The following is a 26,066-nucleotide window of genomic DNA, read 5'->3' as shown; positions in this document are numbered from 1 at the left end:
TCTCAGTATCAGATTGCTGGTAATTTACGACCAGGAATATTCCTGTTTTCTACCCGGGAGCGGGTGGGCGGATCATTTTGCGGAACTTAGAGCGATATCCCAATGTGTGATAATTCTCCCCGGGGCTACAGACCGCGGATTCCGGCTGTGCGAAGATGCTTTTTTTGTTGTCGGAGGGGCCATGAAACTCACTGAAAAAATTCGCCGTGACTGGCATTACTACGCGTTTGCGCTGGGATTAATTTTTATTCTGAACGGCGTGGTGGGGCTGCTGGGCTTTGAAACGCAAGGCTGGCAATCCTATGCCGTCGGGCTGGTGACCTGGGTGATTAGCTTCTGGATTGCAGGAAAGATTATCCGCCGCCGCCAGACCGGGGTGGAAGAAGCCTAGGCCGGACGCGTTCTCCGTAGCGGGAAGGTGGCCGGGATTGCGGCGCTGCGTCTCAGATAGCCCGGGTAAGGCGCCACGCGCCGTCACCCGGGAAAAGACAATCAGTTCATGGATGTCTTCAGCGCGCGGTCTGCCGCATGGCGCTCCAGCGCCAGTTCAATCAGGCGGCTGATCAGGCTGGTGTAGTCCAGGCCGCTGGCCTGCCACAGCTTCGGATACATACTGATGTTGGTAAAACCTGGCAGCGTATTGATTTCGTTGATGATAACTTCGTTCTCTTCCGTCAGGAAAACATCAACGCGGGCCATGCCGCTGCAGCCCAGCGTCTGGTAGGCCTGAATGGCAATATCGCGAATTTTATCGTTGATATCGCTGGCAATGGCCGCAGGAACCACCACTTTCGCCCCCTGATCGTCGATGTACTTGGTATCGTAGGCGTAGAACTCGCTGTTGAGGACGATTTCGCCGCAGGTACTGGCCTGAGGATGATCGTTCCCCAGCACCGCACACTCAATTTCCCGTCCTTTAATTCCTTGTTCCACCACCACTTTATGGTCGAATTCAAAGGCCAACGCGACCGCCTGCTGGTACTGCTCTTCGCTGTTGACTTTGCTGACGCCTACCGAAGAACCCTGGTTGGCCGGTTTGACGAACAGCGGCAGGCCGAGTTTGTCTTGCACCTGCGTAAAGCTGAACTGCTGGCGATTGGCGCGGGTCAGGGTGATGAACGGGGCAATCGCCAGTCCGGCATCACGCAGCAGGCGCTTGGTGACGTCTTTGTCCATACAGGCGGCGGACCCGAGGACGTCGGAACCGACGAAGGGCAGGTTAGCCATGCGCAGCATGCCCTGCAGCGATCCGTCTTCCCCGAGGGTACCGTGAACAATCGGGAAAATCACATCGATGGCGGCCAGCGGTTGGCCGCTGTCGGCGTTGATCAGCTGCTGCGCGTCACGGCCAGGAATTTGCGCCAGGGTGACGTCGGAAGGACGCAGGGCGATACGGGCAGGATCCTGCGGGTTTAACAGATAGTTACCGGCATCGTTGATATGCCAGAGTCCCTGTTTATCAATGCCGAGCAGAACGACATCAAAGCGTGTTTTATCAATTGCTTCAACGATATTTTTCGCCGATTGCAGCGACACTTCATGTTCTGCCGACTTACCGCCAAAAACGATCCCAACCCTCATCTTAGCCATTTCAACTTCCATCCTGATGACAACAAAGCACATAACATAGCATGTGCAATGCGCGCATGGCTGCCAGAATGTTGCTCCTGGAAAGCGGCAGGCTAAAAGCTGTTCGATTGCCGTCCAGCGCACCCTGCAGGTCAGCAGAACGCGCTGAAGGGGCGGCGGTTGGTCCTGATAATGTTCGACAAAAAATTTAATCGAGCGATAAAACACTAAACTCAGGCTCAGCGCATCTCTGGTAATACGTCGATGAGTGGAAATTGCTAAGCTAGGTAATAATTCACAAAAAATTAATGAATACGTGTAGTTATGGAATCCTGGAAGGTCAATCTCATCTCCGTCTGGTTTGGTTGCTTTTTCACCGGCCTGGCGATCAGTCAAATTCTGCCTTTTTTGCCGCTTTATGTTTCTCAGCTCGGCGTGACGTCTCACGAGGCGTTATCGATGTGGTCGGGGCTGACGTTCAGCGTCACCTTCCTTGTATCGGCTATTGTCTCACCCATGTGGGGCAGTCTGGCCGATCGTAAAGGGCGTAAGCTGATGCTGCTGCGCGCCTCGCTGGGTATGGCGATTGCCATTCTGCTTCAGGCCTTCGCCACCAACGTCTGGCAGCTGTTTATCCTGCGTGCGGTAATGGGGTTGACCTCAGGCTATATTCCGAACGCGATGGCGCTGGTGGCCTCTCAGGTACCGCGGGAACGCAGCGGCTGGGCGCTCAGTACGCTATCGACGGCGCAAATCAGCGGCGTTATCGGCGGGCCGCTACTGGGCGGCTTCCTGGCCGACCATGTTGGGCTGCGGGCGGTCTTTTTTATCACCGCGATTCTGCTGACGGTCAGTTTTCTTGTCACGCTATTTCTGATTAAAGAGGGCGTCCGGCCGCAGACCAGCAAGGCCGATCGCTTAAGCGGCAGGGAAGTGCTGGCGTCGCTACCTTATCCTGGGCTGGTGATTAGCTTGTTTTTCACAACCCTGGTCATTCAACTGTGCAATGGCTCTATCGGCCCCATACTGGCGTTGTTTATCAAGTCAATGGCGCCGGACAGCAACAATATCGCCTTTCTCGCCGGGATGATTGCCGCGGTACCCGGAGTTTCCGCGCTGATCTCCGCGCCGCGTTTAGGCAAACTTGGCGATCGCATCGGAACCTCGCGCATCCTGCTGGCCACTTTGTGCTGCGCGGTGGTGATGTTTTTCGCCATGTCGTTCGTCACCACCCCGCTGCAGCTGGGCGTCTTGCGTTTTCTGCTGGGCTTTGCCGATGGCGCAATGTTGCCGGCGGTGCAGACTCTGCTGCTCAAATACAGCAGTGATAAGGTGACCGGGCGTATTTTCGGTTATAACCAGTCGTTTATGTACCTGGGAAATGTGGTCGGGCCGCTGATTGGCGCTTCGGTATCGGCAATGGCCGGTTTTCGCTGGGTCTTTATCGCAACCGCAGTTATCGTGCTGATTAACCTTTGGCAGCTGGCCGTGATGCTGCAACGCAGTCGCCGTACCGCCGCCTAGCGCCTTTCTCGCGGCATTTACGCCCGGGCGTAAATGCCGCGTTCAGATGTCCATCTTCTGCCTGTCTCCTGTAAATGTCGCACTGATCACAAATTGATCATTTCTCTTCTTTTCCCTCTTTAAAATACAACTGTTACGCGTATACAGTTACGCATAACAGTTCATGGAAAAGAGTTTTTATGAGAAATTTATTCGATTTATCCGGCAAGCGCGCGCTGATCACCGGCTCCGCCAGAGGTATTGGCTATCTGCTGGCGGAAGGTCTGGCGGAGTATGGGGCCGAGATTATTATCAATGACCGCACGCAGCAGAAAGCAGACGCCGCGGCGCAGGCGCTGCGTGAGCAGGGCTATCGTGCGACGGGCGTGGCTTTCGATGTTACCCGCAGCGTCGAGGTTGAACAGGCCATTGCGCGGATTGAGGCGCAGATCGGGGCGATTGATATTTTGATTAACAACGCCGGGATCCAGCGTCGTTATCCCTTCACCGAATTTCCTGAGGATGAATGGGACCAGGTGATTGAGGTTAACCAGAAAGGGGTTTTCCTTGTTTCTCAGCAGGTGGCTAAATATATGATGACGCGCCGCTCAGGGAAAATAATTAATATTTGTTCAATGCAGAGTGAATTAGGTCGTAAGACTATTACACCGTATGCCGCATCGAAAGGGGCGGTCAAAATGCTGACGCGTGGAATGTGTGTGGAACTGGCTGAATATAATATTCAGGTTAATGGTATTGCTCCGGGTTATTTTGCCACAGAAATGACCGCAGCATTAGTTAACGATCGGGATTTTTCTGCCTGGCTGTATCAAAGAGCCCCGGCTGCGCGCTGGGGAAAACCGGAAGAATTAATTGGCGCCGCGGTCTATCTGGCCTCCCCGGCGGCTAATTTTGTGAATGGACATCTGTTGTTTGTTGATGGCGGGATGCTTGCCGCCGTTTGAGTCCTGCATCGCCTTTTAGCGGCCGCACGTCGGCCGCCAAAAAGCTGATGAATATATAAAATAATGACCCCCCGTTTGATTATGCACTTTATCTGAGGATGGCATATGCAAATGCTCGCGAAATTACCAGCGCGTCGCTGGTGGTATTTAATGCCGGTAATTTTTATTACCTATAGTCTGGCGTATCTCGATCGTGCGAATTATGGTTTTGCCGCCGCTGCCGGTATTGAAAGTGATTTAGGTATTACCAAAGGAACGGCATCACTGATTGGCGCTTTGTTCTTCCTGGGCTATTTCTTTTTCCAGGTTCCCGGTGCGATGTACGCCGTAAAACGCAGCGTACGAAAAATGATTTTCTTCAGCCTGGTATTATGGGGCTTTTGCGCGGCGGCCACCGGGTTTGTCAGCAATATTCCGATGTTAATGGTTATTCGCTTTACGCTCGGGATCGTCGAGGCGGCGGTGATGCCGGCGATGCTGATTTATATCAGCAACTGGTTTACCAAAACCGAGCGTTCACGCGCCAATACCTTCCTGATTCTTGGCAACCCGGTGACGGTATTGTGGATGTCGATTGTCTCCGGCTACCTGATTCAGTCCTGGGGCTGGCGGGAAATGTTTATTATCGAAGGCATTCCGGCGGTGCTATGGGCTATCTGCTGGTGGATTCTGGTGCGGGATAAACCGTCGGAAGTCTCCTGGCTGAATGCGCAGGAGAAGCAGGTTCTGCAACAGGCGATGGATAGCGAACAGAGCCATATCAAACCGGTGCGCAACTATGGCGAGGCGCTGCGTTCACGAAACGTAATCATGCTGTGCGCCGTCCATGCGCTGTGGAGTATCGGGGTTTATGGCTTCATGATGTGGATGCCGTCAATTCTGAAAAATGCCGCGCAGATGGATATCGTTGCCGTCGGCTGGCTGGCGGCGGTTCCCTATCTGGCGGCGATTTGTCTGATGCTGACGGTCTCCTGGCTGTCGGATAAATTCCAGAATCGTAAACTGTTCATCTGGCCGCTGTTGCTGATTGCCGCCGTGGCGTTTTTCGGCTCCTGGATGATCGGCAATCAGTCTTTCTGGTTCTCCTACGGGCTGCTGGTTATCGCCGCCGCCTGTATGTATGCGCCGTATGGTCCCTTTTTCGCGCTGATCCCAGAGCTGCTGCCGCGCAACGTGTCGGGGGTGTCGATGGGATTAATTAATAGCTTCGGCGCGCTCGGTGCGTTCCTTGGCGCCTGGCTGGTGGGATATCTGAATGGCATCATGGGCGGGCCTGGCGCGTCGTACACCTTTATGGCCATTGCGCTGCTGGCATCGGTGGTGCTGATGTACAACGTGCGGGCCAACGACGATCGAACGGCTGCGCTGATGACGACAAAAAAGCTTGCGGGTTAACAGAATCGAAGCTGCTGTGGTAAGGTTCTCTGCGAGCATATGAGTCGTTTGTCGCAGAGAACCCGATGAAAAACAACCGGATGACATTACAGGATATCGCGAACCTGGCCGGGCTTAATAAAATGACGGTCAGCCGTTATTTACGAGACCCGGGCCAGGTATCGCAGCGTAGCCGTGAATTGATCGCTAAGGTCATGGAAGAGAACAACTATATTCCTAACCGGGCGCCGGAGATTCTGCTCAATGCCCGCAGTAAAACCATCGGCGTGCTGATTCCCTCCTTTCGTAACCAGATATTCGCCGATGTGCTCGCCGGTATTGAATCCGTCACTTCTGCCCACCAGTATCAGACCCTGATTGCCAATTACGGCTACGATCCGCAGCGTGAAGAGCGCGAAGTGCTCAATTTACTCTCCTACAATATCGATGGGCTGATTCTCACCGGCAAGCAGCACACTGACCGCATGATCCAGTATGTCCGCGCCAGCGGTATCCCGGTCGCGGAGCTGATGGACATCGGCGGGCAGCCGCTCGATATCCAGGTGGGATTTGATAACGAGAAAGCCGGCTGGGATATGGCTCATGCGTTTCTCGAAAGCGGCAAACGAAAAATCGCCTTTTTTGGTTCGATGGACGATCCCCGCGATGTGAGTCGTTTCCGCGGGACTGAACAGGCGGTGGCGGCCTGTGGCCTGCAGGCGTATCACATCACGCCGCGTACCATCTCCTCGGTGGCGCTGGGCCGGCAGATGTTCCTGCAAATGCAGCAGTCGCACCCGGATATCGACGCGATTTTTTGTACCAATGACGATCTGGCGGTCGGCGTGCTGCTGGAGTGTCAGGCGCAGGGCATTGCGGTGCCGCAGGAGATAGCGATTGCCGGCTTCCACGGGCTGGAAATTGGTCGCGCGCGGCTGCAAAAAATCGCCAGCGTCATTACTCCTCGTTATGACATCGGTAAAACGGCGAGTGAAATCCTGATTGCCCGTCTGGCGGGGAAAGACGCGCCAGATAGCGTGAATTTGGCCTATCAGATATATTATGGCGATACGTTATAATTATTACCGGAATAGCAATATTCTTTTTTATTATTATCTATTGAATTTAGTTATGAAAGGTATTGTTCTTGCCTTGAGTTTATTCCTGGTGGCGATCGTCGAATGAGCAAAACGTTTCGCTTATTATATTGAGAGATAAACAACCATTTTTAAAAAATAATACTGGTATCCGATGGCGAATGTATGACATAACTAGCAAATAATGGAACCCGCATAAGGATACAGTGCTGTGAAGAATCTGATTGCTGAACTACTGGTAAACCTGGCGCAAAAGGAGGAAGAAGCGAAGGAACTGACGGTGCAGGTTGAGGCGCTGGAAGTTGTCGTGACGGCGCTGCTTCGCCATATGGCGCAGGATGCGCAGCAGGCACTAATTAACGATATTGAGCACGCTATTGAGCAGGCGAGCCCCGGTCCGCTGGTGGACGATCGCGACGCTCAGCTGCTGCAGCAATATATAAAAAAGCTGTTACGGCATCCGCGTAGTTAGTTCTTTTGACAGGACATGGATGCTGTCATTTTACTGTCATCTCGCTTTTATAAAGTCTCCCTCGTTTTGTTTTTTAAGTATTTTTACATGGAGACGACAAAAGTGAAATTAAACGCCCTCTTTATTGCCCTGTTACCTCTGCTGGGCTCCCCGGTTATTCATGCAGAAACCACGGCTGCCCCGGTTCTGGAAAATCGTGCCGCTCAGGGCGATATCACCACGCCCGGCGGCGCGCGCCGCTTAAGCGGCGATCAAACTGCCGCGCTGCAGGCTTCGTTAATCAACAAACCCGCAAAAAATATTATTTTGCTGATTGGCGACGGGATGGGCGACTCTGAAATTACGGCGGCGCGCAATTATGCCGAAGGCGCCGGCGGTTTCTTTAAGGGCATTGATGCGCTGCCGCTGACCGGTCAGTACACACATTATTCTCTGGATAAGAAAACCGGCAAACCGGATTACGTCACCGATTCCGCCGCGTCCGCGACCGCCTGGACCACCGGCGTAAAAAGCTATAACGGCGCGCTGGGGGTTGATATCCATGAAAAAGATCATCAGACCATCCTCGAACTGGCGAAAGCCGCAGGGTTTGCCACCGGCAATGTCTCCACGGCAGAGCTGCAGGATGCCACGCCAGCGGCGCTGGTCGCACACGTGACTTCGCGTAAATGCTATGGCCCGAGCGTCACCAGCGAAAAATGTCCCGGCAACGCGCTGGAAAAGGGCGGTAAAGGCTCAATTACCGAGCAGCTGCTGAATGCCCGCGCGGACGTGACCTTAGGCGGCGGGGCCAAAACTTTCGCCGAAACCGCGACGGCCGGTGAATGGCAGGGCAAAACGCTGCATGAGCAGGCCATTGCCCGTGGCTACCAGATTGTCACCGATGCCAGCTCGCTGGCCGCGGTCAGCGAAGCCAACCAGGGCAAACCGCTGCTGGGTCTTTTCGCCGACGGCAACATGCCGGTGCGCTGGGAAGGGCCGAAAGCCTCTTACCACGGAAATATTGATAAGCCGGCGATAACCTGCACCCCGAACGGCAAACGTGACGCTTCCGTTCCGACGCTGGCGCAGATGACCGAGAAAGCGATCGGTCTTCTGAGCAGCAACGAGAAAGGATTCTTCCTGCAGGTTGAGGGCGCCTCCATTGATAAACAGGATCATGCGGCGAACCCGTGCGGTCAGATTGGCGAAACCGTCGACCTTGATGAAGCGGTACAAAAAGCGCTGGAGTTTGCCAAAAAAGAGGGTAACACGCTGGTCGTTGTCACCGCTGACCATGCGCACGCCAGCCAGATTATTCCGGCCGATTCCAAAGCTCCGGGCCTGACTCAGGCGCTGACGACCAAAGACGGCTCGGTGATGGTCATTAGCTACGGCAACTCGGAAGAGGAGTCGATGGAACATACCGGCACGCAGCTGCGCATTGCCGCCTACGGTCCGCATGCCGCAAACGTGGTGGGCTTAACCGATCAGACCGATCTGTTCTACACCATGAAAGCCGCGCTGGGTCTGAAATAAGCCGCCGCCGATGGTGAATTGTGGCCATCGGCTGGTTTTTTTCCCATCAGCGACCAGACTTACAGAGATTGACTGACAAAAGGATGGTGTGATGAAAATAACATTGTTGGTAACTCTGCTTTTTGGTCTTATCTTTGTGACGGCGGTGAATGCCGCGGAAAAAACGCCCACGCCCCAGCAGCAAAAAATGACGACCTGCAACAAAGAGGCCTCGTCGAAATCGCTGAAAGGGGATGAGCGTAAAGCGTTTATGAGTCAGTGCCTCAAGAAAGATGCGCCGGCGCCGGAAAGTAAGGGGCTGACGCCTCAGCAGCAAAAAATGCGCGAGTGCAACGGTCAGGCGACCCAGCAGTCTCTGAAAGGGGACGATCGTAATAAGTTTATGAGTGCCTGCCTGAAGAAACAGGGATAAGCGGGCGCGGGTCGAAGCTGATGGGGTAAAAACGGGTGAGGAGGCTCCTCACCCGATATCGACACGAGGCGGGGATCAGGAGCGGCTAAGCTTCTCTGATTTTTCCATGCATTTGACCATGGCCTCGATGACCGCAGAGCGGAATCCTTTCTCTTCCAGTACCCGCACAGCTTCGATGGTAGTCCCGCCTGGCGAGCAGACCATATCTTTCAGCGTCCCCGGATGTTCTCCGCTTTCGAGCACCATTTTGGCCGAGCCCATGACCGCCTGAGCGGCAAATTTGTAGGCCTGAGCGCGCGGCATACCGCCGAGAACGGCAGCATCTGCCATCGCTTCAATAAACATGAAGACATAGGCCGGCGCGGAACCGCTCACGCCCACCACCGGGTGGATCATCGGCTCAGCGATAATTTCAGCCTGACCGAAGCAGCGGAAAATCGTCAGCGCTTCGGCGACCTCTTCGCTGGTCACCAGCGCGTTAGGTGTCACTGAGGTCATCCCGGCGTTAACCAGCGATGGGGTGTTCGGCATCGCGCGTATGATCTTGCGATCGTGGCCCAGCGCCCGTGCCAGCTGATCGAGCGTGACGCCAGCGGCAATTGAGATAACCAGCGAGTCTTTATTCAGGCTGGAGGCGACTTCACTGAGCACTTTAATCATGATCCCCGGCTTGACCGCGCCGAAGATGATATCGGCGACCTGAGCGACTTCCTGTGCGCTCTGCGCGGCATTGATGCCGTACTGGTCGTGCAGGGCCGCCACTTTGTCCGGCGACGGGGTGTAGACCCAAATTTGCCCAGGCTGCACCTGTCCGCTGGCGATCAGACCGCCCAGAATGGCCTTACCCATATTGCCGCAGCCGATAAAGCCAATTTTCTTCTCCATCACCGTTCCCCTTTGCTTATTTTGTCGTGAGTTCTCTAGCTTATCACTCCAGCGCTTCCCCGGGGGACAAAAGCAGGTGACAATGATGCCTCCCTTTTTCGTCGACAGGAGCCGGAATGGCTATTTGGGTTGATGCGGACGCGTGTCCGAACGTCATTAAAGAGATTTTATTCCGCGCCGCCGAGCGTACACAGACCTCGCTGACGCTGGTTGCCAACCAGCCGCTGCGGGTGCCGCCGTCGCGGGTGATCCGCACGCTGCGCGTGCCGCAGGGATTTGATGTGGCCGACAACGAAATCGTCCGCCTGTGTGAACCGGGCGACCTGGTGATTACCGCCGATATACCGCTGGCGGCGGAAGTGCTGGCCAAGGGCGGCGCAGCCTTAAATCCGCGCGGTGAGCGCTACAGCGATGCGACTATTCGCGAACGTCTGACGATGCGTGATTTTATGGAAACGATGCGGGCCAGCGGCGTACAAACCGGCGGCCCGGATAGTTTGTCGCAGCGCGATCGGCAACAATTCGCCGCCGCGCTGGAGAAGTGGCTGTCAGAGACAAAACGCCCGCAGGGTTAAACCCAGCTGTCGTCATCGCCGCCGAAATCGTCGTCGTTACCCATCCCGGCGTCGAAGTCAGAGTTCCAGGTGTTGTTATCCGCGAGGAACTGATTATCGTCCTGACGGAACGGATCCTCCGCGCCGGACAGTTCCTGCGTCTGGTTGAGGTCGGGCTGCGGTTTTTCTTCAATAATATTGACGATCTCCTGCGGATGCGAGCCGCTGAACATATTGGTCAACATATTGCCCAGCACCACGCCGCCTGCCACACCTGCCGCCGTTTGCAGCGCACCGGCCATAAAGCCGCCGCCGCTGCGCGCCGCCTGCGGCGCATAGTTTTGCTGCGGCATTTGCGGCGCATACTGCGGCTGTGCGCTGGCCTGAGGGCGACCATATTGTTCTGCCCCGGGAATGGGGTCGGAGCCGCGGCTCTGACCGCCGCCAAACAGCCCGGAGAGGAACCCGCCGCTGCTCGGTTTTGCCGCCTGTAGCTGCGTCACCTGGCTTTCCAGCGCCTGGATACGATCGTTGAGCTGCTTGATGGCGGCTTCCTGGATCAGTATCGTTTGCGCCATGTAATAGGGCGCGGCGGGCTGCTCTTTGATGTGTTGCGCAATCCGCTCCTCGGCGCTGGCATCGCGCGAAGCGCTCTGCGTTCCGGCCTCTTTCAGGCGGGAAAACAGTCCATCAATAAGGCGTTGTTCTTCAGATTGCATGGTACTTTCCTCTGTCATACTGGTCGTTTAGCGTCAGAGTGCGACCGAACATGCCATGTTGTAAATATGTTGATGCGTAAAGCTATGCATAAATGTGTTACCGTTTACGCCAGCCAGCGGCTGAAAAATAATCTTTTTGAATAAGTAAATCTGGAATCACACTTAATGCAATGATAGGTTTACGCGATAAATCCTTTTGTTGCCTGTGATGAGCAGGTTTTGCTAGAGCAATGTAACGTTTGTTTTACGCTTATTGCCGGCGATTTTGCCGGTACCATTGCTGACTATTCGTATTCATTTTCCCGCGATATGCGGAACCAGGGGGTCTTCGGTAATGACATTGCCAATCTTTCTCATCGGGCCACGCGGCTGTGGTAAAACGACAATCGGCCATGCGCTGGCGCGGGCGCGTCATTACCAGTTCACCGATACCGATCATGCGCTGCAGGAGCGCGAGCAGCGTACGGTCGCGACTATTGTTGAGCAGGAGGGCTGGGCGCGTTTTCGTGAGCTGGAGTCAGAGGCGCTGAAAGCGGCCGCGCGACCGGAGACGGTGGTGGCGACCGGCGGCGGCATTATTCTGGCTGAAGCTAACCGCCAGTTCATGCGCGAAAACGGCGTGGTGATTTACCTGCAGGTGCCGGTTTCGGCGCTGATCGAACGCCTTGAAGCCTATCCGAAAACCGAGCAGCGCCCGACGCTGACCGGTAAACCGGTGCGCGATGAAGTCGGCGAAGTGCTGGCGCAGCGGGAAGCGCTGTATCGCGCAACCGCGCATCATATTATTGATGCCACCGCGACGCCGGATGACGTCGTCGGACACATTCTGGCGACCTTACAGAATGTCTTCGCGCCGCAAGAGGCTCAATGCGTCGAGGCCGCAAGAGAGTAACGGGACGCCGGCCGCGCTGTGAGTTAAGACTTTACTGACGGTAAACGACGCAGGGGCCCCTATACTTAATAGCTCTGATGGCCGAAGAAGGAAGAGCTATGCCAACCCAACCTCCATATCCGAGAGAAGCGCGTATTGTTGCCGTTGCGAAAGGTCCCGCAGGCCAGGGGGAGACCTGGTATCAGCTGCGTGCCGATTTCCCGACTCCCGATTCACTGATCAGCGAACACCCCACGGAACAGGAAGCGCTGGACGCGAAACAGCGCTACGAAGACCCGGATAAATCATAATCTCGCCCGCCCGGTATTCTCTTTGCTCAGAGCAATTCCGGGCCTCCATCACATTTTTAATTCATCAGCGCTGCTGATGATTCCCTAAGGTACGGATTTTTCAGGCATGCGCCTGAGGCCACATCAATCTTTACATTCAACGGCGGCGGTAAGCTGCTACGCTTCTGGACGGTTGATTTTTAGTCAACGGGGGGGCGAAGTGGTGTGCAGTAAGCCTGTGCTGAAGCAGTGGTAGTGAAAAGGTACGTGATATGAGTACAACGATGGCTATTTTAACCGTTGGCGTGGTACCGGTGGCTGAAGTTTTGCCGCTTTTAACCGAACATATCAGGGAAGAGCAGATCACTCATATTAGCCTGTTAGGCAAAATGACGCGTGAAGATGTTATGGAAGATTATGCCCTTGATTCCGGCGATGAACGCCTGCTGACGTTATTGAATGATAACCAGCCGGCCGAGGTTTCGCGCCAGAAGGTCGAGCGTGATTTAAAGCATATTATCGCGATGCTCGACAGGCAAGAATATGATGTCATTCTGTTTTTGAGTTCCGAAATGCTCAGTGGCCTCACGGCGCGCAATGCTATTTTACTGGAGCCGCAGCGGATTATTCCGCCGCTGGTGGCATCGATTGTTGACGGGCATCAGGTCGGGGTTATCGTTCCCGTTGAGGAGGTGCTGCCCATGCAGCAGCAAAAGTGGCTTTCGTTAGAAAACGCGCCTTACTACGCGTTGGCCAACCCGATCAGCGGCAGCGATAGTGATTTATTGAGCGCCGGACGGGCGCTGCTGGAGCAGGGCGCCGACGTGCTGGTGCTGGACTGCCTGGGTTACCACCAGCATCATCGCGACGTATTGCAAAAAGCGCTGGATGTGCCGGTTCTGCTGTCAAATGTGCTGGTTTCCCGGCTGGCTGCAGAACTATTAGTTTAACATGGTCCGATAGATTAATTTTACGTGACAGGGGCAAGGAGCGCCCCCTATATTGAGGCTTCAACAAAAGATCATAAGGGCTTGTTTATGCTTCAAAGCAATGAATACTTCGACGGAAAAGTGAAATCGATTGGCTTCACCAGCAGCAGCACCGGCCGCGCGAGCGTCGGGGTGATGGCAGAAGGGGAATATACCTTTGGTACCGCGCAGCCGGAAGAGATGACGGTGGTGAGCGGTGCGCTGAATGTGCTGCTGCCGGGGGAAACCGAGTGGAAAGTGTATGCCGCCGGTGAAGTGTTCAATGTACCAGGCAACAGCGAGTTTCATCTGCAGGTGGCTGAGCCAACCTCTTATCTGTGCCGCTATCTGTGATTCCTCGCCTTCCTGCCGCGGCAGGAAGGCATGTTGCCCGCTTTGTCGAGCGCATCCGGCGCTGATTAGCGCTGTGCTTCTCCGCCGAGAGCTTCCACCAGATTCTGAATCAATGCCGCCAGTTCGCCGGTCATCAGAATAAAGTCGGCGTCAAAACGCTGAGCGAAATCTTCCCGGTCAATATCTTCATTCTGGTCACGCAGTTCGTCGCAGAACTTCAGACGTTTGATTGAACCATCATCGCACATCAGGAACTGAATACGCTGCTGCCAGTCGAGCGCCAGTTTGGTCACGACTTTCCCGGCTTCAATATGCACGGCGATTTCATCGCTGACCAGATCCTGTTTCTTCGCCCGAATGACGCCGCCGTCTTCCAGCATGGCTTTCAGTTCGGCTTCATCCAGCAGCTGGAAACCCTGAGCGACGCTCCCGGAGCGGACCCATTCGGTCAAGGTCAGCTCGATCGGATTTTCCAGCGCCAGCGGAACGACCGGCAGAGAACCTAAGGTTTTACGCAGCAGCGCCAGCGTATCTTCCGCTTTCTTGGCGCTGGCGCAGTCGACCATGATCAGCCCGTTGACGGTATCGATCCACATCATTGTCTGGCTGAAACGGCTGAAGGCGCGCGGCAGCAGCGAGTGCAGCACTTCGTCTTTCAGCGAATCTTTCTCGGTTTTTTTCAGCTTACGGCCCTGATCGGCTTCCAGCTTGAGGATCTTTGCTTCCAGCGCCTGTTTGATCACCGGTGACGGCAGGATCTTCTCTTCTTTACGTGCGCAGATCACGATCTGACCATTTGCGGTATGCGTCAGCGCATCGCTGTGCGAACCCATCGGCGATACCCAACCGGTCTTCGCCATATCCTGGCTACCACAAGGGGTAAATGTCAGCCCGGCCAGCTGTTTTTCCATCTCCTCGGCACGCAATGAAATCTCGCGGCTGAGACGGTAAACCATTAAATTTTTGAACCACAGCATGATAATTTCCACGGCGTTGTCGTTAAATCCAGCGGGCATGATAGCGAATTGTCGCTATGCTTGCATTGTTAATCGGGGAGAGGAGCTTACAGTGCGTATTGGTATTGATCTGGGCGGCACAAAAACAGAAGTCATTGCTCTGAGTGACCAGGGAGAGCAGTTATTCCGCCACCGTTTGCCGACTCCACGCGAGGATTATCGGCAAACAATAGAGAATATCGCGACGCTGGTCGGGATGGCGGAGGACGCGACCGGGCAGCGCGGCAGCGTTGGCGTCGGGATCCCGGGGTCGATTTCGCCCTATACCGGGGTAGTGAAGAATGCCAACTCCACCTGGCTCAACGGTCAGCCGTTTGATAACGATCTGAGCCAGCGCTTAAACCGCGAAGTACGCCTGGCGAATGATGCCAACTGCCTGGCGGTTTCCGAAGCGGTAGACGGCGCCGCCGCCGGGGCGCAGACCGTGTTTGCGGTGATCATCGGTACCGGATGCGGGGCCGGCGTGGCGATACAGGGCCGTTCCCATATTGGCGGTAACGGCACCGCCGGGGAGTGGGGTCACAACCCGCTACCGTGGATGGATGATGATGAACTACGCTATCGCGCCGAAGTGCCGTGCTATTGCGGTAAGCAGGGATGTATTGAAACCTTTATCTCCGGGACCGGTTTTGCCACGGACTACCAGCGTTTGAGCGGCCAGTCGCTCACGGGCAACGCGATTATGCAGCGGGTTAGCGAGCAGGATCCGCTGGCCGAGCAGGCGCTGAAGCGTTACGAGATGCGTCTGGCGAAGTCGCTGGCCCACGTGGTCAATATCCTCGATCCGGATGTGATTGTCCTCGGCGGTGGGATGAGCAACGTTGAACGCCTCTACCAGACGGTTCCTGAACTGGTGAAATCATGGGTATTCGGCGGGGAGTGCGAGACGCCGATTCGAAAAGCCGTACACGGCGACTCCAGCGGCGTGCGCGGCGCGGCCTGGCTGTGGCCGCTGTAAATCAGCGTGACCCCGTTGCCCTGGTCAGCAGGGGCAACGGGGAGTTAATCACAGAGCGGGGATCTCATCCAGGTGAGAGTAAATCGTCAGCCCTCTTTTTTTCCCTTCCTCGACATCAAGATCGGCGCCCCGGGACTCCCCCGGTATACGCAAAATCGCGTCGCAGCGGCTAATCAAACGATGGGCGACGGGATATAAAAACTCTTCGCTGATCGGATCGCCTGTTTCCTTTGAACCAGCGGCTTTGGCCAGAGGTAAAGCGAGCCACTCGCCAATCACGGGAATATGCCCTTTACGATAAATATTCAGCGCAACCTGTGCCATGGCGTTCAGGTTGGCAGCAATCAGTTCCGGGCGATCATTGGTGCCGCTGCGGACGGGACCCGCAACCAGGATAAGACAACTTTTCATCTCTCAGACCTTCTTAATATGTGAGCGGGAAGACGGGAAACCCGATGGATATCCGCAAAGGCGTTTTTACCTGGCGCGTATCTGTCGGGGACATTGCTTCTGCACGTTTGTGCACGAATGGCGGTGATAATAGATTTTTTCCGCTTTTAGTGGTTTAAACGTCATGTTTATGCCTGTTTATTCTCGTTTTAGAAAATAAAACGAAACTATCATGCATACTCATGCATGATCAAGATAATTCATGAAATTGCGGCAAGGATAATGCACCGGAGAAGTGCGACCTTTCCGCGAAAGGAAAGGTCTGCGCAGGGGAAAGGCTCGGGGGTTACTCGATGGAAAACATTTTATCCAACCGGCTGTAGCCAAGACCGTTGATTTTCTTAACTTTGATCTGCACCGGAATGCGCTCTTTCATTGCTTCAACGTGGCTTATTACGCCGATCACCTTACCGCTGGCATTCAGGGCGTCGAGCGCATCCAGCGCGGTATCGAGCGTTTCGCTATCGAGCGTGCCGAACCCTTCATCAAGGAACAGCGAATCGATGCGCGTTTTGTGACTCACCAGATCGGACAGCGCCAGCGCCAGCGCCAGGCTGACAAGGAAACTTTCACCGCCGGAGAGGGTCCGCGTATCGCGTACCGCATCCGCCTGCCAGGTATCAACCACCTCCAGCTCCAGTGCTTCGCTGGCCTTGCGCTGGAGCTGGTAGCGTCCGTGCAGGCGATTGAGCTGATGGTTCGCCAGCCAGACCAGGTTATCCAGCGTTAGCCCCTGGGCGAATTTGCGGAACTTATCGCCCTCTTTAGAACCGATTAGCGCATTAAGCCATGCCCAGTCCTCGAGCTGCTGCCCGGCAAGCGCGATCTCCTGATGCAATGCCTGCTGGCGTTGCTGGTTTCCGGCATTCTGTTTCAGCTGTTGGCGGATCTCTCCCTGGCGGGCGCTGTTTTCCCGCAGCTGCGGCGCCAGCTGGAGCAGACGGACCTGGACCTGTTCCAGCGGTAGGGTGAGGTCGACGTCTGTCGGCGGTTGCTGCTGATGTCGGGCGAGCGCGTCGCGAGCGCGCAGCGCCAGAGCGTTATTTTGCTGTACGGCATTTTCCAGCGCCTGTTTAAGCCGCTCCAGCCGCTGGCGCGTCTCTTCGTCGAGCAGAGCGGCGAGAAAGGCCTGCTGGTCGGCAAACGGGCTGCTGGAGAGGGCGGCAGCGAAGCGGGTTTGCGTCTCCCGCAGCGCTTCCTGCTGCTGGCTCTCCTGCTGGCTCAGCGTCCGCCACTGGCTTTGCAATGCCAGGCAGTCGTCATGCACCTGACGCCAGCCCGTCAGCGGCGCCGGATCGGCTATCTCGTCCGTTGACGGAAGGGGCTCCGGCTCTGTCGGTGGAAGTGTTTCCAGCAGCGGCGTCAGCTGTTGAAGCTGCTCCTGAAGCGCGACGGATTGGTTCTGTTGTTCCTGCCACAGGCGGCTCTCGGCTTCCCGCTGCGCCAGCCACTCCGCCGTCCGATCGGCCTGCGGAACGCTGAGCGCGAAGGGCGAGAGTTCTGTCTCCAGCTGCGCGCGCCGTTGTTCCTGCTCCTGCTGGAGCTGCCTGAGCTGTTGCTCGCCCGCCTGCTGCCGGGCCTGCCAGGCCAGTCGCTGCTGGTGCTGATACAGCTGCTGTTCGCTCTCTTGCTGGGCCGCCAGCCAGCCGGGAATATCATCCTGCGGCTGCAGGTCGCAATGGAGTCCGCTGACGGTTGTCTGCCATTGTGAGGTGAGCGCTTGCTCCTGCTGAAGGAGAGAGTCCAGCTCTTCTTTCTCTTTAACCTGTTGTTTAAGCAGTGCCTCAAGCTGGCCGCGCAGCTGGGCGCCTTCTTCCGCCAGCTGTTTGACTTCACGCTCCAGACTATCCCGGCGGGCCTGATTCACGCCGGGCTCCAGCGCCCGGTATTGTGCGACGGCCGGGTGTTCGCTGGAACCACAGAGCGGACAAGGGGCTCCGGGCTGCAGGCGAGCGCGCTCTTCCTCCAGCCCGACAATGCGCGCTTCCAGCTCACAAATAGCCTTCACATCGCTGAATTGCTGATGTTTTTCTTTGTAGGCCAGGCGGCGCTGGGCCAGGGTTGTTTCCAGCTTTTCCTGTTCCTCACGACGAGCCTGCTCCGTGGTTTGCAGCTGCTGCTGACGCTGGCGAAGCGGCAACAGGCGGCTATGCAGCGTCGAAAGCTGCTGGCGTAACGGGCGGGCGGCGGCGTGCTGCGCCAGGCTGGCGGTGACCTGGTCGGCATCCAGCGTCAGCGTCGCAGGCGGCAGCTCTGCCAGCTTGCGGGCGATTTCCGCCAGGCTCTGTTGCACGACGTTCTGTTGCCGGGCATCGCTCGCCTGCTGCTGGAAGACGGCCCGCCAGCCCGCCAGCGAGTTTCCCCACTGGCGATAGCGATCGTGTTCGTTAAGCCACAGGTTGAGGGCGTGATGGGCATCCTGCAAGCGGGTCATCTGCCGGCTGGCGGCAAGGCGGATCCCGGCGCGCAGCCGCAGCCTGTCCTGTAAGCGAGTATTCACTTCCTCCACCTGGCGGTGGGTTTGCGCCAGCGCGGCGCTTTGTTCCTGCTGTCGGGTCCACAGCGGACGAAGCTGCTCTGCCGGCTGCGCGTTGAGCAGCGCTGCAAGCTGCGGCTGGGCCTGATCCAGCGCCTGCTGCGCGTCCTGCAGCCGGACCTGAGCCTGCGAGGCTTCCGCGCTGAGCTCCTGCTGGCGCAGCAGCCACTGCTGCGCCGCCTGCAGGCGGGATTGCTCCGAAAGCTGTAGACGCTCTTCATCAGTAAGTGCTTGCAAACTTTGCTGTAGCGCCTGCTGCTGCTCATCACTCAGCAGCAGAACGCCGGAGGCCTGGGCCTGAAGTTTCTCCAGTTCGTTGCGGGCAAGCTTATGCTTTTCAAACACCTGTGCTGAAATTTGGCCATAGATTTCGGTGCCGGTCAGCTCTTCCAGCAGCTCAGCGCGTTCTTTTGGTTTGGCGTTGAGGAACGCGGCGAACTGGCCTTGCGACAGCAGCATTGAGCGGGTAAAGCGACCGTAATCCAGTCCGGTGAGCGAAGCGGTCAGTTCGAGCTTATCTTTGACTTTATCGGCAAGGATCTGCCCATCGTCGCAGCGGGCCAGCTCAACGCGCGGGGCCTGCAGGTTGCCCTCCGGCTGATTGCGGGCGCGGTTCTGGCTCCAGAAGGCGCGATAGGCCGTCCCTTTGACCTCGAATTCCACTTCCGCCAGACACTCGGCGGTATCGCGGGTCATCAGATCGTTTTGCGATTGCGACACGCTGCTCAGACGGGGCGTTTCGTGATACAGCGCGAGGCAGATCGCGTCCAGCAGAGTGGTTTTCCCGGCGCCGGTGGGGCCGGTGATGGCAAACAGCCCGTTGCTGGCGAACGGTTCTGCGGTGAAGTCGATTTTCCATTCGCCTTTTAACGAGTTGATATTTTTCAGGCGCAAACTCAGAATTTTCACAGGTGCTCCTCACCATTCAGACTATGCAGCGTTTCGTTGAACAGCTGCGTCAGGCGTAGCCGCTGCGCCTCTTCCAGCGTTTCCTGCGCCAGCCGGCGTTCAAACACCTCCTCGACCTGCAGTTCGCTCAGCGTCTCCCGCCGCTCTCCCGCCAGGATGCGTTCACGTTGGGCGCGGCTGCGGCGAACCAGCAGCACTTCCACCGGCAGATCTTCGGTCTGGGCCTGAATTTTTCGCTGAATATCATGGAGATATTCGTCACTGGTAATTTCAATATCCAGCCAGACGACCGGCTCCTGAGGGGCGTCCCGCCACTGGGTAAGCTGTTCGCTGATGCTGGAGAAATCGCCTTTCAGCACTGCCAGCGGCTGCGTCACCGGCACCGTCAGAGGAAGCACCTCCGCCAGGTGCCCGTCGCTGAAGGTCACCAGATTGACGCTTTTGCTTTTGCCCGTCTCATCAAAGCTGAGGGCGATGGGCGAGCCGCTGTAGCGAATATGGTCGCTGCCGCCGATCTTCTGCGCCCGGTGAATATGGCCGAGGGCAACATAATCAACGGGGGGAAAATGGCTGGCGGGGAACGCCTCCAGCGTGCCGATGTAGATATCGCGCACCGCATCGCTCTTGCTGGCGCCAACGGTGGTCAGGTGGCCGCTGGCGACGATCGGCAGCGGACGATCGCCGCGCAGGGCGCAGGCGGCTTCGTACTGCTGCTGATAATAGTCGCTGATAGCGTTCAACAGCAGCTGCTGTTTTTCGCCGCCGGAGTGCCCGGCCTGGCTGGTGACCAGCTCGCGCGGGCGCAGGAAGGGGACCGGGCAAAATATGGCGCCGGGCGTGCCGTCGCGCTGCGGCAGAATAAAGGGAGCATGGCCGGCGCTGGCCACCACCGTGGTTTTCAGAAAGGCCAGAATATCGCGGGATTCATTTAGCGTCGCCACCGAATCGTGGTTGCCCGCCAGCACCACCAGCTGGCAGCCGGTTTGCTGAAGCTGAACCACGAATCGGTTATACAGCTCGCGGGCGTAGCTTGGCGGTGAGCCGGTATCAAAGATGTCGCCGGCGACAATAATGGCATCGACCTCGTGCGCCTGCGCGCTGGTCAGCAGCCAGTCGAGAAAGGCCGAGTGTTCGGCGGCGCGGCTCTTGCTGTAAAAATTCTGGCCAAGGTGCCAGTCAGAGGTGTGGATGATGCGCATAAGTATTCCCTGGCGAAAAAGCATAGGCGCATTATATACCTGTCATCCCGCAGGTTGCCCCTTTAACGCCAGCAGGATCGATTGTTACTCCTTGTCATTATTAAAAATCCGCTATCATATGACGGTCATTTTCTTCATAAATCTGTCACAAAACTGACGCATAATGGCGCCGCACTCTATACTGATGGCTAAAAAATACAGGGTAAATAATGGCGAGAAGAATTCTGGTCGTTGAAGATGAAGCTCCGATCCGCGAAATGGTCTGCTTTGTTCTTGAGCAAAACGGCTTTCAGCCCGTCGAGGCGGAAGATTATGACAGTGCGGTGAATCAACTCAATGAACCCTGGCCTGATTTGATTCTCCTCGACTGGATGCTGCCGGGCGGATCGGGTCTCCAGTTTATCAAGCTGCTCAAGCGTGAGGCGATGACCCGCGATATTCCGGTCGTCATGCTCACCGCTCGCGGTGAAGAAGAGGATCGCGTACGTGGTCTGGAAACCGGTGCCGATGATTACATCACTAAGCCTTTTTCACCGAAAGAGCTGGTGGCGCGAATCAAAGCGGTGATGCGCCGTATTTCGCCGATGGCGGTGGAAGAAGTGATTGAAATGCAAGGGCTTAGCCTTGACCCTTCCTCCCACCGCGTGATGACCGGTGAAAGTCCGCTGGACATGGGGCCGACGGAGTTTAAATTGCTACACTTCTTTATGACTCACCCGGAACGCGTCTACAGCCGCGAACAGCTGCTGAATCACGTCTGGGGGACCAATGTGTATGTAGAAGACAGAACGGTGGATGTGCATATTCGCCGTCTGCGTAAAGCGCTGGAACATAGCGGCCATGACCGGATGGTACAAACGGTCCGCGGCACGGGATATCGTTTCTCCGCCCGTTTCTGAATCTCGACAGGAGTGTGAACCGTGCTGGAACGGCTGTCATGGAAAAGGCTGGCGCTTGAGCTTTTCTTATGTTGTATCCCGGCCCTGATTCTTGGGGCGGTGGTGGGTTATCTGCCGTGGTTTTTACTGGCGGCAGTAACCGGACTTCTCATCTGGCATTTCTGGAATTTATTACGTCTTTCATGGTGGCTATGGGTCGACCGTAGCATGACGCCACCGCCGGGAAGAGGCAGCTGGGAACCGCTGCTCTACGGCCTTCACCAGATGCAGATGCGCAATAAAAAGCGCCGACGCGAACTGGGTAGTCTGATCAAACGCTTTCGTAGCGGGGCTGAGTCTTTGCCCGATGCGGTGGTGCTGACGACGGAGGAGGGGGCCATCTTCTGGTGTAATGGCCTGGCCCAGCAGATCCTCAATTTGCGTTGGCCGGACGACAGCGGACAAAATATTCTCAACCTCCTGCGCTACCCTGAATTTGCCCATTACCTCAAAAACAGGGATTTCTCAAAGCCGCTCAATCTGGTCCTCAATACTGCTCGTCATCTGGAGATCCGCGTCATGCCCTACAGCGACAAACAGTGGCTGATGGTGGCGCGCGATGTCACGCAGATGCACCAGCTGGAAGGCGCGCGGCGCAACTTTTTTGCCAACGTCAGCCATGAGCTTCGCACGCCGTTAACGGTACTGCAGGGCTATCTGGAGATGATGCAGGAGCAGGTGCTGGAAGGGATGACGCGCGAAAAAGCGCTGCATACGATGCGCGAGCAAACCCAGCGCATGGAGGGGTTAGTCAAGCAGCTGCTGACGCTGTCGCGGATTGAAGCGGCGCCGACGCTGGCCATGAATGACAAAATCGACGTGCCGATGATGCTGCGGGTGGTGGAGCGGGAAGCCCAGACGCTCAGCCAGCAGAAGCAGACGCTCCACTTCCACGTCGATGAGACGCTGGTGGTACTGGGCAACGAAGAGCAGCTGCGCAGCGCGATCTCCAATCTGGTGTATAACGCAATCAACCATACGCCAGCGGGGACAGAGATTACCGTCAGCTGGCAACGGGCGCCGCATGGCGCGTTGTTCAGCGTCGAGGATAACGGTCCGGGGATTGCGCCCGAGCACATTCCGCGTCTGACCGAGCGATTCTATCGCGTGGATAAGGCGCGTTCGCGGCAAACCGGCGGCAGCGGTCTTGGGCTGGCGATCGTCAAACATGCGGTGAATCATCACGACAGTCGTCTGGAAATTGAGAGTACGGTAGGCCAAGGGACGCGTTTTAGTTTCTTACTCCCGGAACGTTTAATTGCCAAAAAAAGCGCCTGAACGCACCCTTGTCAACATGACTTGCCAATGACCAGCGTCGGCTGGTCATTTTCGTTTGCAGTCACTTTTTAGCCGCGTAATTAATGAACGCCTGCTGCTTTTTTGTTCGCATGATTAGCCGGAGGTTTTCCTTAGATATGGTCAATAATCCCGCTCACAAAAATAGACTTAGCATAATCATCTGCTTTTGCGATCCCGCCTTGCATTAAAACGTTATAAGCGTTTAAATTGCCCCCCATGCAGTCGCAGACAGACTGTTTTTGCGTGGTAATTCAAAAAACAATTCTTTCCCACGCGTGTTCGGGAGCATATCCCGCTGATTTTTCCGGCAACCACCGCTGTATCCTCCCTCAGGGGAAGACACGGTATTTTCCGTTTGTTAACAACACCACATCCACAGGCAGTAATGAATTTATGACCCATCAGTTAAAATCTCGCGACATTATCGCGTTGGGCTTTATGACCTTCGCGTTGTTCGTTGGCGCAGGCAACATTATCTTCCCTCCGATGGTGGGTTTACAGGCTGGTGAACACGTCTGGACCGCCGCTATTGGCTTTCTGATTACCGCCGTGGGTTTACCGGTGCTGACGGTCGTGGCGCTGGCGAAAGTCGGCGGCGGCGTGGAAAGCCTGAGTACGCCGATCGGCAAAGTGGCCGGCATCCTGCTGGCCGTGGTCTGCTACCTGGCCGTTGGCCCGCTGTTTGCGACGCCGCGTACCGCAACGGTCTCTTTTGAAGTCGGGATTGCCCCGCTGACCGGCGACGGCGCGATGCCGCTGATGATTTACAGCGTGATCTATTTCGCGCTGGTGATCCTGGTTTCGCTCTATCCGGGTAAACTGCTGGATACGGTAGGCAATTTCCTCGCCCCGTTGAAAATTATTGCGCTGATCATTTTGTCCGTTGCGGCAGTTATCTGGCCGGCTGGCCCGATCAGCAATGCGCTGGAAGCTTACCGCACCGCGCCGTTCTCTAACGGCTTCGTCAACGGCTATCTGACCATGGATACGCTGGGTGCCATGGTATTCGGTATCGTCATTGTTAACGCCGCACGCTCCCGCGGCGTAAGTGAAGCGCGCCTGCTGACTCGCTACACCGTCTGGGCCGGACTGATGGCCGGCGTGGGGCTGACGCTGCTGTATCTGGCGCTGTTCCGCCTCGGGTCTGATAGCGCGACACTGGTGGATCAATCCGCTAACGGCGCGGCGATTCTGCATGCCTATGTCCAGCACACCTTCGGTGGCGCGGGGAGCTTTATGCTGGCGGCGCTGATTTTCATCGCTTGTCTGGTCACTGCGGTGGGCCTGACCTGCGCCTGCGCTGAATTCTTCGCGCAGTATCTGCCGTTATCCTATCGCTCGCTGGTGTTTATCCTCGGTATTTTCTCGATGGCGGTCTCCAACCTGGGGCTGAGCCATCTGATTCAGATTTCGATTCCGGTACTGACGGCTATCTATCCGCCATGTATCGCCCTGGTGGTCTTAAGCTTTACCCGCAACTGGTGGCATAATTCGTCCCGCGTCATTGCGCCGGCCATGTTTATCAGCCTGATGTTTGGTATCATTGACGGCATTAAATCGTCGGCATTCGCGGACATGTTACCGGCCTGGACCTCGCGTCTGCCGCTGGCTGAACAGGGTCTTGCCTGGCTGATGCCTACCGCCGTGATGGTGGTTCTGGCGGTGATCTGGGACCGTGCGGCAGGACGTCAGGTGACCTCCAGCGCGCATTAACCGACGGTTTTAATCAGTGTTAAGCCACGGGACTTTGGGTCCCGTGGTTTTTTGTTTTTCAGGTAATCCTCTTTTGCGCCTGCTCCGGCGAAGGCCTGAAGAGAAAAACGGCATGGAATACGATGGAAAGTAGTAACAAACTTAAGCGCGGGCTAAGTACCCGGCATATCCGCTTTATGGCGCTGGGATCCGCAATTGGTACCGGCCTGTTCTATGGTTCAGCTGACGCCATTAAAATGGCGGGCCCGAGCGTCCTGCTGGCCTATATTATCGGCGGCGCGGCCGCGTATATTATTATGCGCGCGCTGGGCGAAATGTCGGTACATAACCCTGCCGCCAGCTCATTTTCCCGCTATGCGCAGGATTATCTCGGCCCGCTGGCGGGCTATATCACCGGCTGGACCTACTGCTTTGAAATTCTGATTGTCGCGATTGCCGACGTGACGGCTTTCGGAATTTATATGGGCGTCTGGTTTCCGACGGTACCGCACTGGATCTGGGTGCTCAGCGTGGTGCTGATTATCTGCGCCGTCAATCTGATGAGCGTTAAGGTCTTCGGCGAGCTGGAGTTTTGGTTCTCGTTCTTTAAAGTTGCCACCATCATCATCATGATTATTGCCGGTTTCGGCATCATTATCTGGGGTATCGGCAACGGCGGACAGCCCACCGGTATCCATAATCTGTGGAGTCACGGCGGCTTCTTCAGCAACGGCTGGCTGGGAATGGTGATGTCGCTGCAGATGGTGATGTTCGCCTACGGCGGGATAGAGATCATCGGTATCACCGCCGGTGAAGCGAAAGACCCGGAGAAATCGATTCCGCGCGCGATTAACTCGGTCCCAATGCGCATTCTGGTGTTCTATGTGGGCACGCTGTTCGTGATTATGTCCATTTATCCGTGGAATCAGGTGGGCACTGACGGCAGCCCGTTCGTGCTGACCTTCCAGCATATGGGCATTGCGTTTGCCGCCAGTATCCTTAACTTTGTGGTGCTGACCGCCTCGCTGTCGGCGATTAACAGCGACGTCTTCGGCGTCGGACGTATGCTGCACGGCATGGCCGAGCAGGGCAGCGCGCCGAAGATTTTCGCCAAAACCTCGCGTCGCGGGATCCCGTGGGTGACGGTGATGGTGATGACCGTTGCGCTGCTGTTTGCGGTCTATCTTAACTACATCATGCCGGAAAACGTCTTCCTGGTGATTGCGTCACTGGCCACTTTCGCCACCGTCTGGGTGTGGATCATGATCCTGCTGTCGCAGATTGCCTTCCGCCGTCGCCTGTCGCCGGAAGAGGCGAAAGCGCTGAAGTTTAAGGTGCCGGGTGGCGTCGCCACGACGGCCGTGGGTCTGGTGTTCCTCGTCTTTATTATTGCGCTGATTGGCTACCATCCGGATACCCGTATCTCGCTGTACGTCGGTTTCGCCTGGATTGTGCTGCTATTGGCTGGCTGGAAGTTGAAAACTCGCCGCGACCGCCAGCTGGCGCAGGCACAGTAAC

25 protein-coding genes are annotated in these 26,066 nt (G+C 56.3%); 18 read left to right on the top strand and 7 right to left on the bottom strand.

Features of this window, described 5'->3' with window-relative positions; translation table 11 throughout:
- The first annotated feature begins 181 nt into the window (after positions 1–181).
- Positions 182–391, top strand: coding sequence for a DUF2754 family protein (locus DSD31_RS20215; protein WP_004858472.1), 210 nt, complete (start codon positions 182–184; stop codon positions 389–391).
- Positions 392–492: 101 nt separating this feature from the next.
- Here DSD31_RS20215 and ddlA read toward each other — a convergent pair whose 3' ends face one another.
- Positions 493–1,590 carry a D-alanine--D-alanine ligase gene (ddlA, locus tag DSD31_RS20210; protein ID WP_004858474.1) on the bottom strand — a complete coding sequence of 366 codons (1,098 nt, stop codon included), beginning with the start codon at positions 1,588–1,590 and terminating at the stop codon, positions 493–495.
- Positions 1,591–1,893: 303 nt separating this feature from the next.
- Between ddlA and DSD31_RS20205 the strand changes: the two genes are divergently transcribed.
- The 7 genes from DSD31_RS20205 to psiF all read left to right on the top strand — a co-directional run bounded on the left by DSD31_RS20205 (position 1,894) and on the right by psiF (position 8,910).
- Positions 1,894–3,093 (top strand): multidrug efflux MFS transporter, encoded by a 1,200-nt coding sequence (locus tag DSD31_RS20205; RefSeq protein ID WP_004858477.1) that lies wholly within the window; start codon positions 1,894–1,896, stop codon positions 3,091–3,093.
- A gap of 179 nt (positions 3,094–3,272) precedes the next feature.
- Positions 3,273–4,037: a gluconate 5-dehydrogenase gene (gene idnO / locus DSD31_RS20200; RefSeq protein ID WP_015585053.1), complete on the top strand. Its 765-nt coding sequence runs from the start codon at positions 3,273–3,275 to the stop codon at positions 4,035–4,037.
- Positions 4,038–4,142: 105 nt separating this feature from the next.
- Positions 4,143–5,432 carry an MFS transporter gene (locus DSD31_RS20195; protein ID WP_015585052.1) on the top strand — a complete coding sequence of 430 codons (1,290 nt, stop codon included), beginning with the start codon at positions 4,143–4,145 and terminating at the stop codon, positions 5,430–5,432.
- Between the two features lie 65 nt (positions 5,433–5,497).
- Positions 5,498–6,490: a DNA-binding transcriptional regulator IdnR gene (idnR, locus tag DSD31_RS20190; RefSeq protein ID WP_004858486.1), complete on the top strand. Its 993-nt coding sequence runs from the start codon at positions 5,498–5,500 to the stop codon at positions 6,488–6,490.
- Positions 6,491–6,719: 229 nt separating this feature from the next.
- Positions 6,720–6,980, top strand: a complete 261-nt coding sequence (gene iraP / locus DSD31_RS20185; RefSeq protein WP_004858488.1) for an anti-adapter protein IraP — start codon at positions 6,720–6,722, stop codon at positions 6,978–6,980.
- Positions 6,981–7,067: 87 nt separating this feature from the next.
- Entirely contained in the window at positions 7,068–8,498 is a 1,431-nt protein-coding gene (gene phoA / locus DSD31_RS20180) for an alkaline phosphatase (protein ID WP_032724335.1), read from the top strand.
- A gap of 91 nt (positions 8,499–8,589) precedes the next feature.
- Positions 8,590–8,910: a phosphate starvation-inducible protein PsiF gene (psiF, locus tag DSD31_RS20175; RefSeq protein ID WP_004858496.1), complete on the top strand. Its 321-nt coding sequence runs from the start codon at positions 8,590–8,592 to the stop codon at positions 8,908–8,910.
- Between the two features lie 75 nt (positions 8,911–8,985).
- Here psiF and proC read toward each other — a convergent pair whose 3' ends face one another.
- On the bottom strand, positions 8,986–9,795 hold the full coding sequence (gene proC / locus DSD31_RS20170; protein WP_004858499.1) for a pyrroline-5-carboxylate reductase: 810 nt from the start codon (positions 9,793–9,795) through the stop codon (positions 8,986–8,988).
- Between the two features lie 116 nt (positions 9,796–9,911).
- Between proC and DSD31_RS20165 the strand changes: the two genes are divergently transcribed.
- Positions 9,912–10,370, top strand: a complete 459-nt coding sequence (locus DSD31_RS20165; RefSeq protein ID WP_004858502.1) for a YaiI/YqxD family protein — start codon at positions 9,912–9,914, stop codon at positions 10,368–10,370.
- Here the strand turns inward: DSD31_RS20165 and DSD31_RS20160 are convergent.
- A complete protein-coding gene (locus DSD31_RS20160; protein WP_004858508.1) occupies positions 10,367–11,068 on the bottom strand; it encodes a DUF2076 domain-containing protein in 702 nt (233 codons plus the stop codon). The two genes, DSD31_RS20165 and DSD31_RS20160, sit on opposite strands and share 4 nt — an antisense overlap.
- A 334-nt stretch (positions 11,069–11,402) precedes the next feature.
- Between DSD31_RS20160 and aroL the strand changes: the two genes are divergently transcribed.
- The 4 genes from aroL (at position 11,403) to ppnP (ending at position 13,551) form a co-directional block, all read left to right on the top strand.
- Entirely contained in the window at positions 11,403–11,960 is a 558-nt protein-coding gene (gene aroL / locus DSD31_RS20155) for a shikimate kinase AroL (RefSeq protein WP_004858511.1), read from the top strand.
- Between the two features lie 98 nt (positions 11,961–12,058).
- Positions 12,059–12,250, top strand: coding sequence for a YaiA family protein (locus tag DSD31_RS20150; protein WP_004858514.1), 192 nt, complete (start codon positions 12,059–12,061; stop codon positions 12,248–12,250).
- Positions 12,251–12,501: 251 nt separating this feature from the next.
- Positions 12,502–13,179, top strand: a complete 678-nt coding sequence (locus DSD31_RS20145; protein ID WP_004858517.1) for an AroM family protein — start codon at positions 12,502–12,504, stop codon at positions 13,177–13,179.
- An 87-nt stretch (positions 13,180–13,266) separates the two neighbouring features.
- Positions 13,267–13,551 carry a pyrimidine/purine nucleoside phosphorylase gene (ppnP, locus tag DSD31_RS20140; RefSeq protein WP_002890284.1) on the top strand — a complete coding sequence of 95 codons (285 nt, stop codon included), beginning with the start codon at positions 13,267–13,269 and terminating at the stop codon, positions 13,549–13,551.
- 65 nt (positions 13,552–13,616) lie between these two features.
- Here the strand turns inward: ppnP and rdgC are convergent, their stop codons facing one another.
- The gene (rdgC, locus tag DSD31_RS20135) at positions 13,617–14,528 is read right to left on the bottom strand and encodes a recombination-associated protein RdgC (protein WP_004858522.1); all 912 of its coding nucleotides are present in this window, start codon (positions 14,526–14,528) and stop codon (positions 13,617–13,619) included.
- A 91-nt stretch (positions 14,529–14,619) separates the two neighbouring features.
- Between rdgC and mak the strand changes: the two genes are divergently transcribed.
- Positions 14,620–15,525, top strand: a complete 906-nt coding sequence (gene mak / locus DSD31_RS20130; RefSeq protein WP_015585050.1) for a fructokinase — start codon at positions 14,620–14,622, stop codon at positions 15,523–15,525.
- Positions 15,526–15,573: 48 nt separating this feature from the next.
- Here mak and DSD31_RS20125 read toward each other — a convergent pair whose 3' ends face one another.
- The 3 genes from DSD31_RS20125 to sbcD form a co-directional block, all read right to left on the bottom strand.
- Positions 15,574–15,936 carry a hypothetical protein gene (locus DSD31_RS20125; protein WP_004858526.1) on the bottom strand — a complete coding sequence of 121 codons (363 nt, stop codon included), beginning with the start codon at positions 15,934–15,936 and terminating at the stop codon, positions 15,574–15,576.
- A gap of 325 nt (positions 15,937–16,261) precedes the next feature.
- The gene (sbcC, locus tag DSD31_RS20120) at positions 16,262–19,420 is read right to left on the bottom strand and encodes an exonuclease subunit SbcC (RefSeq protein ID WP_048757421.1); all 3,159 of its coding nucleotides are present in this window, start codon (positions 19,418–19,420) and stop codon (positions 16,262–16,264) included.
- On the bottom strand, positions 19,417–20,619 hold the full coding sequence (sbcD, locus tag DSD31_RS20115) for an exonuclease subunit SbcD (RefSeq protein ID WP_032716742.1): 1,203 nt from the start codon (positions 20,617–20,619) through the stop codon (positions 19,417–19,419). The genes sbcC and sbcD overlap by 4 nt, the downstream gene beginning before the upstream one ends.
- Before the next feature lie 209 nt (positions 20,620–20,828).
- On the opposite strand from sbcD, the gene phoB reads away from it, so the two are divergent.
- The 4 genes from phoB to proY all read left to right on the top strand — a co-directional run bounded on the left by phoB (position 20,829) and on the right by proY (position 26,065).
- Positions 20,829–21,518: a phosphate response regulator transcription factor PhoB gene (gene phoB / locus DSD31_RS20110; RefSeq protein ID WP_004204861.1), complete on the top strand. Its 690-nt coding sequence runs from the start codon at positions 20,829–20,831 to the stop codon at positions 21,516–21,518.
- A gap of 21 nt (positions 21,519–21,539) precedes the next feature.
- The gene (gene phoR, locus DSD31_RS20105) at positions 21,540–22,835 is read left to right on the top strand and encodes a phosphate regulon sensor histidine kinase PhoR (RefSeq protein WP_004858536.1); all 1,296 of its coding nucleotides are present in this window, start codon (positions 21,540–21,542) and stop codon (positions 22,833–22,835) included.
- Between the two features lie 414 nt (positions 22,836–23,249).
- Entirely contained in the window at positions 23,250–24,569 is a 1,320-nt protein-coding gene (gene brnQ, locus DSD31_RS20100; protein ID WP_004858542.1) for a branched-chain amino acid transporter carrier protein BrnQ, read from the top strand.
- Positions 24,570–24,691: 122 nt separating this feature from the next.
- On the top strand, positions 24,692–26,065 hold the full coding sequence (gene proY / locus DSD31_RS20095) for a proline-specific permease ProY (protein ID WP_004858545.1): 1,374 nt from the start codon (positions 24,692–24,694) through the stop codon (positions 26,063–26,065).
- The last annotated feature ends 1 nt before the right edge of the window (position 26,066 follow it).

Origin of the sequence: Klebsiella sp. X13 (assembly GCF_003323835.1) — a bacterium.
GTDB classification, from domain to species: Bacteria; Pseudomonadota; Gammaproteobacteria; order Enterobacterales; family Enterobacteriaceae; genus Klebsiella; species Klebsiella ornithinolytica.
The sequence above is the reverse complement of the archived record's forward strand: the minus strand, read 5'-3'. Positions and strand labels throughout refer to the sequence as shown.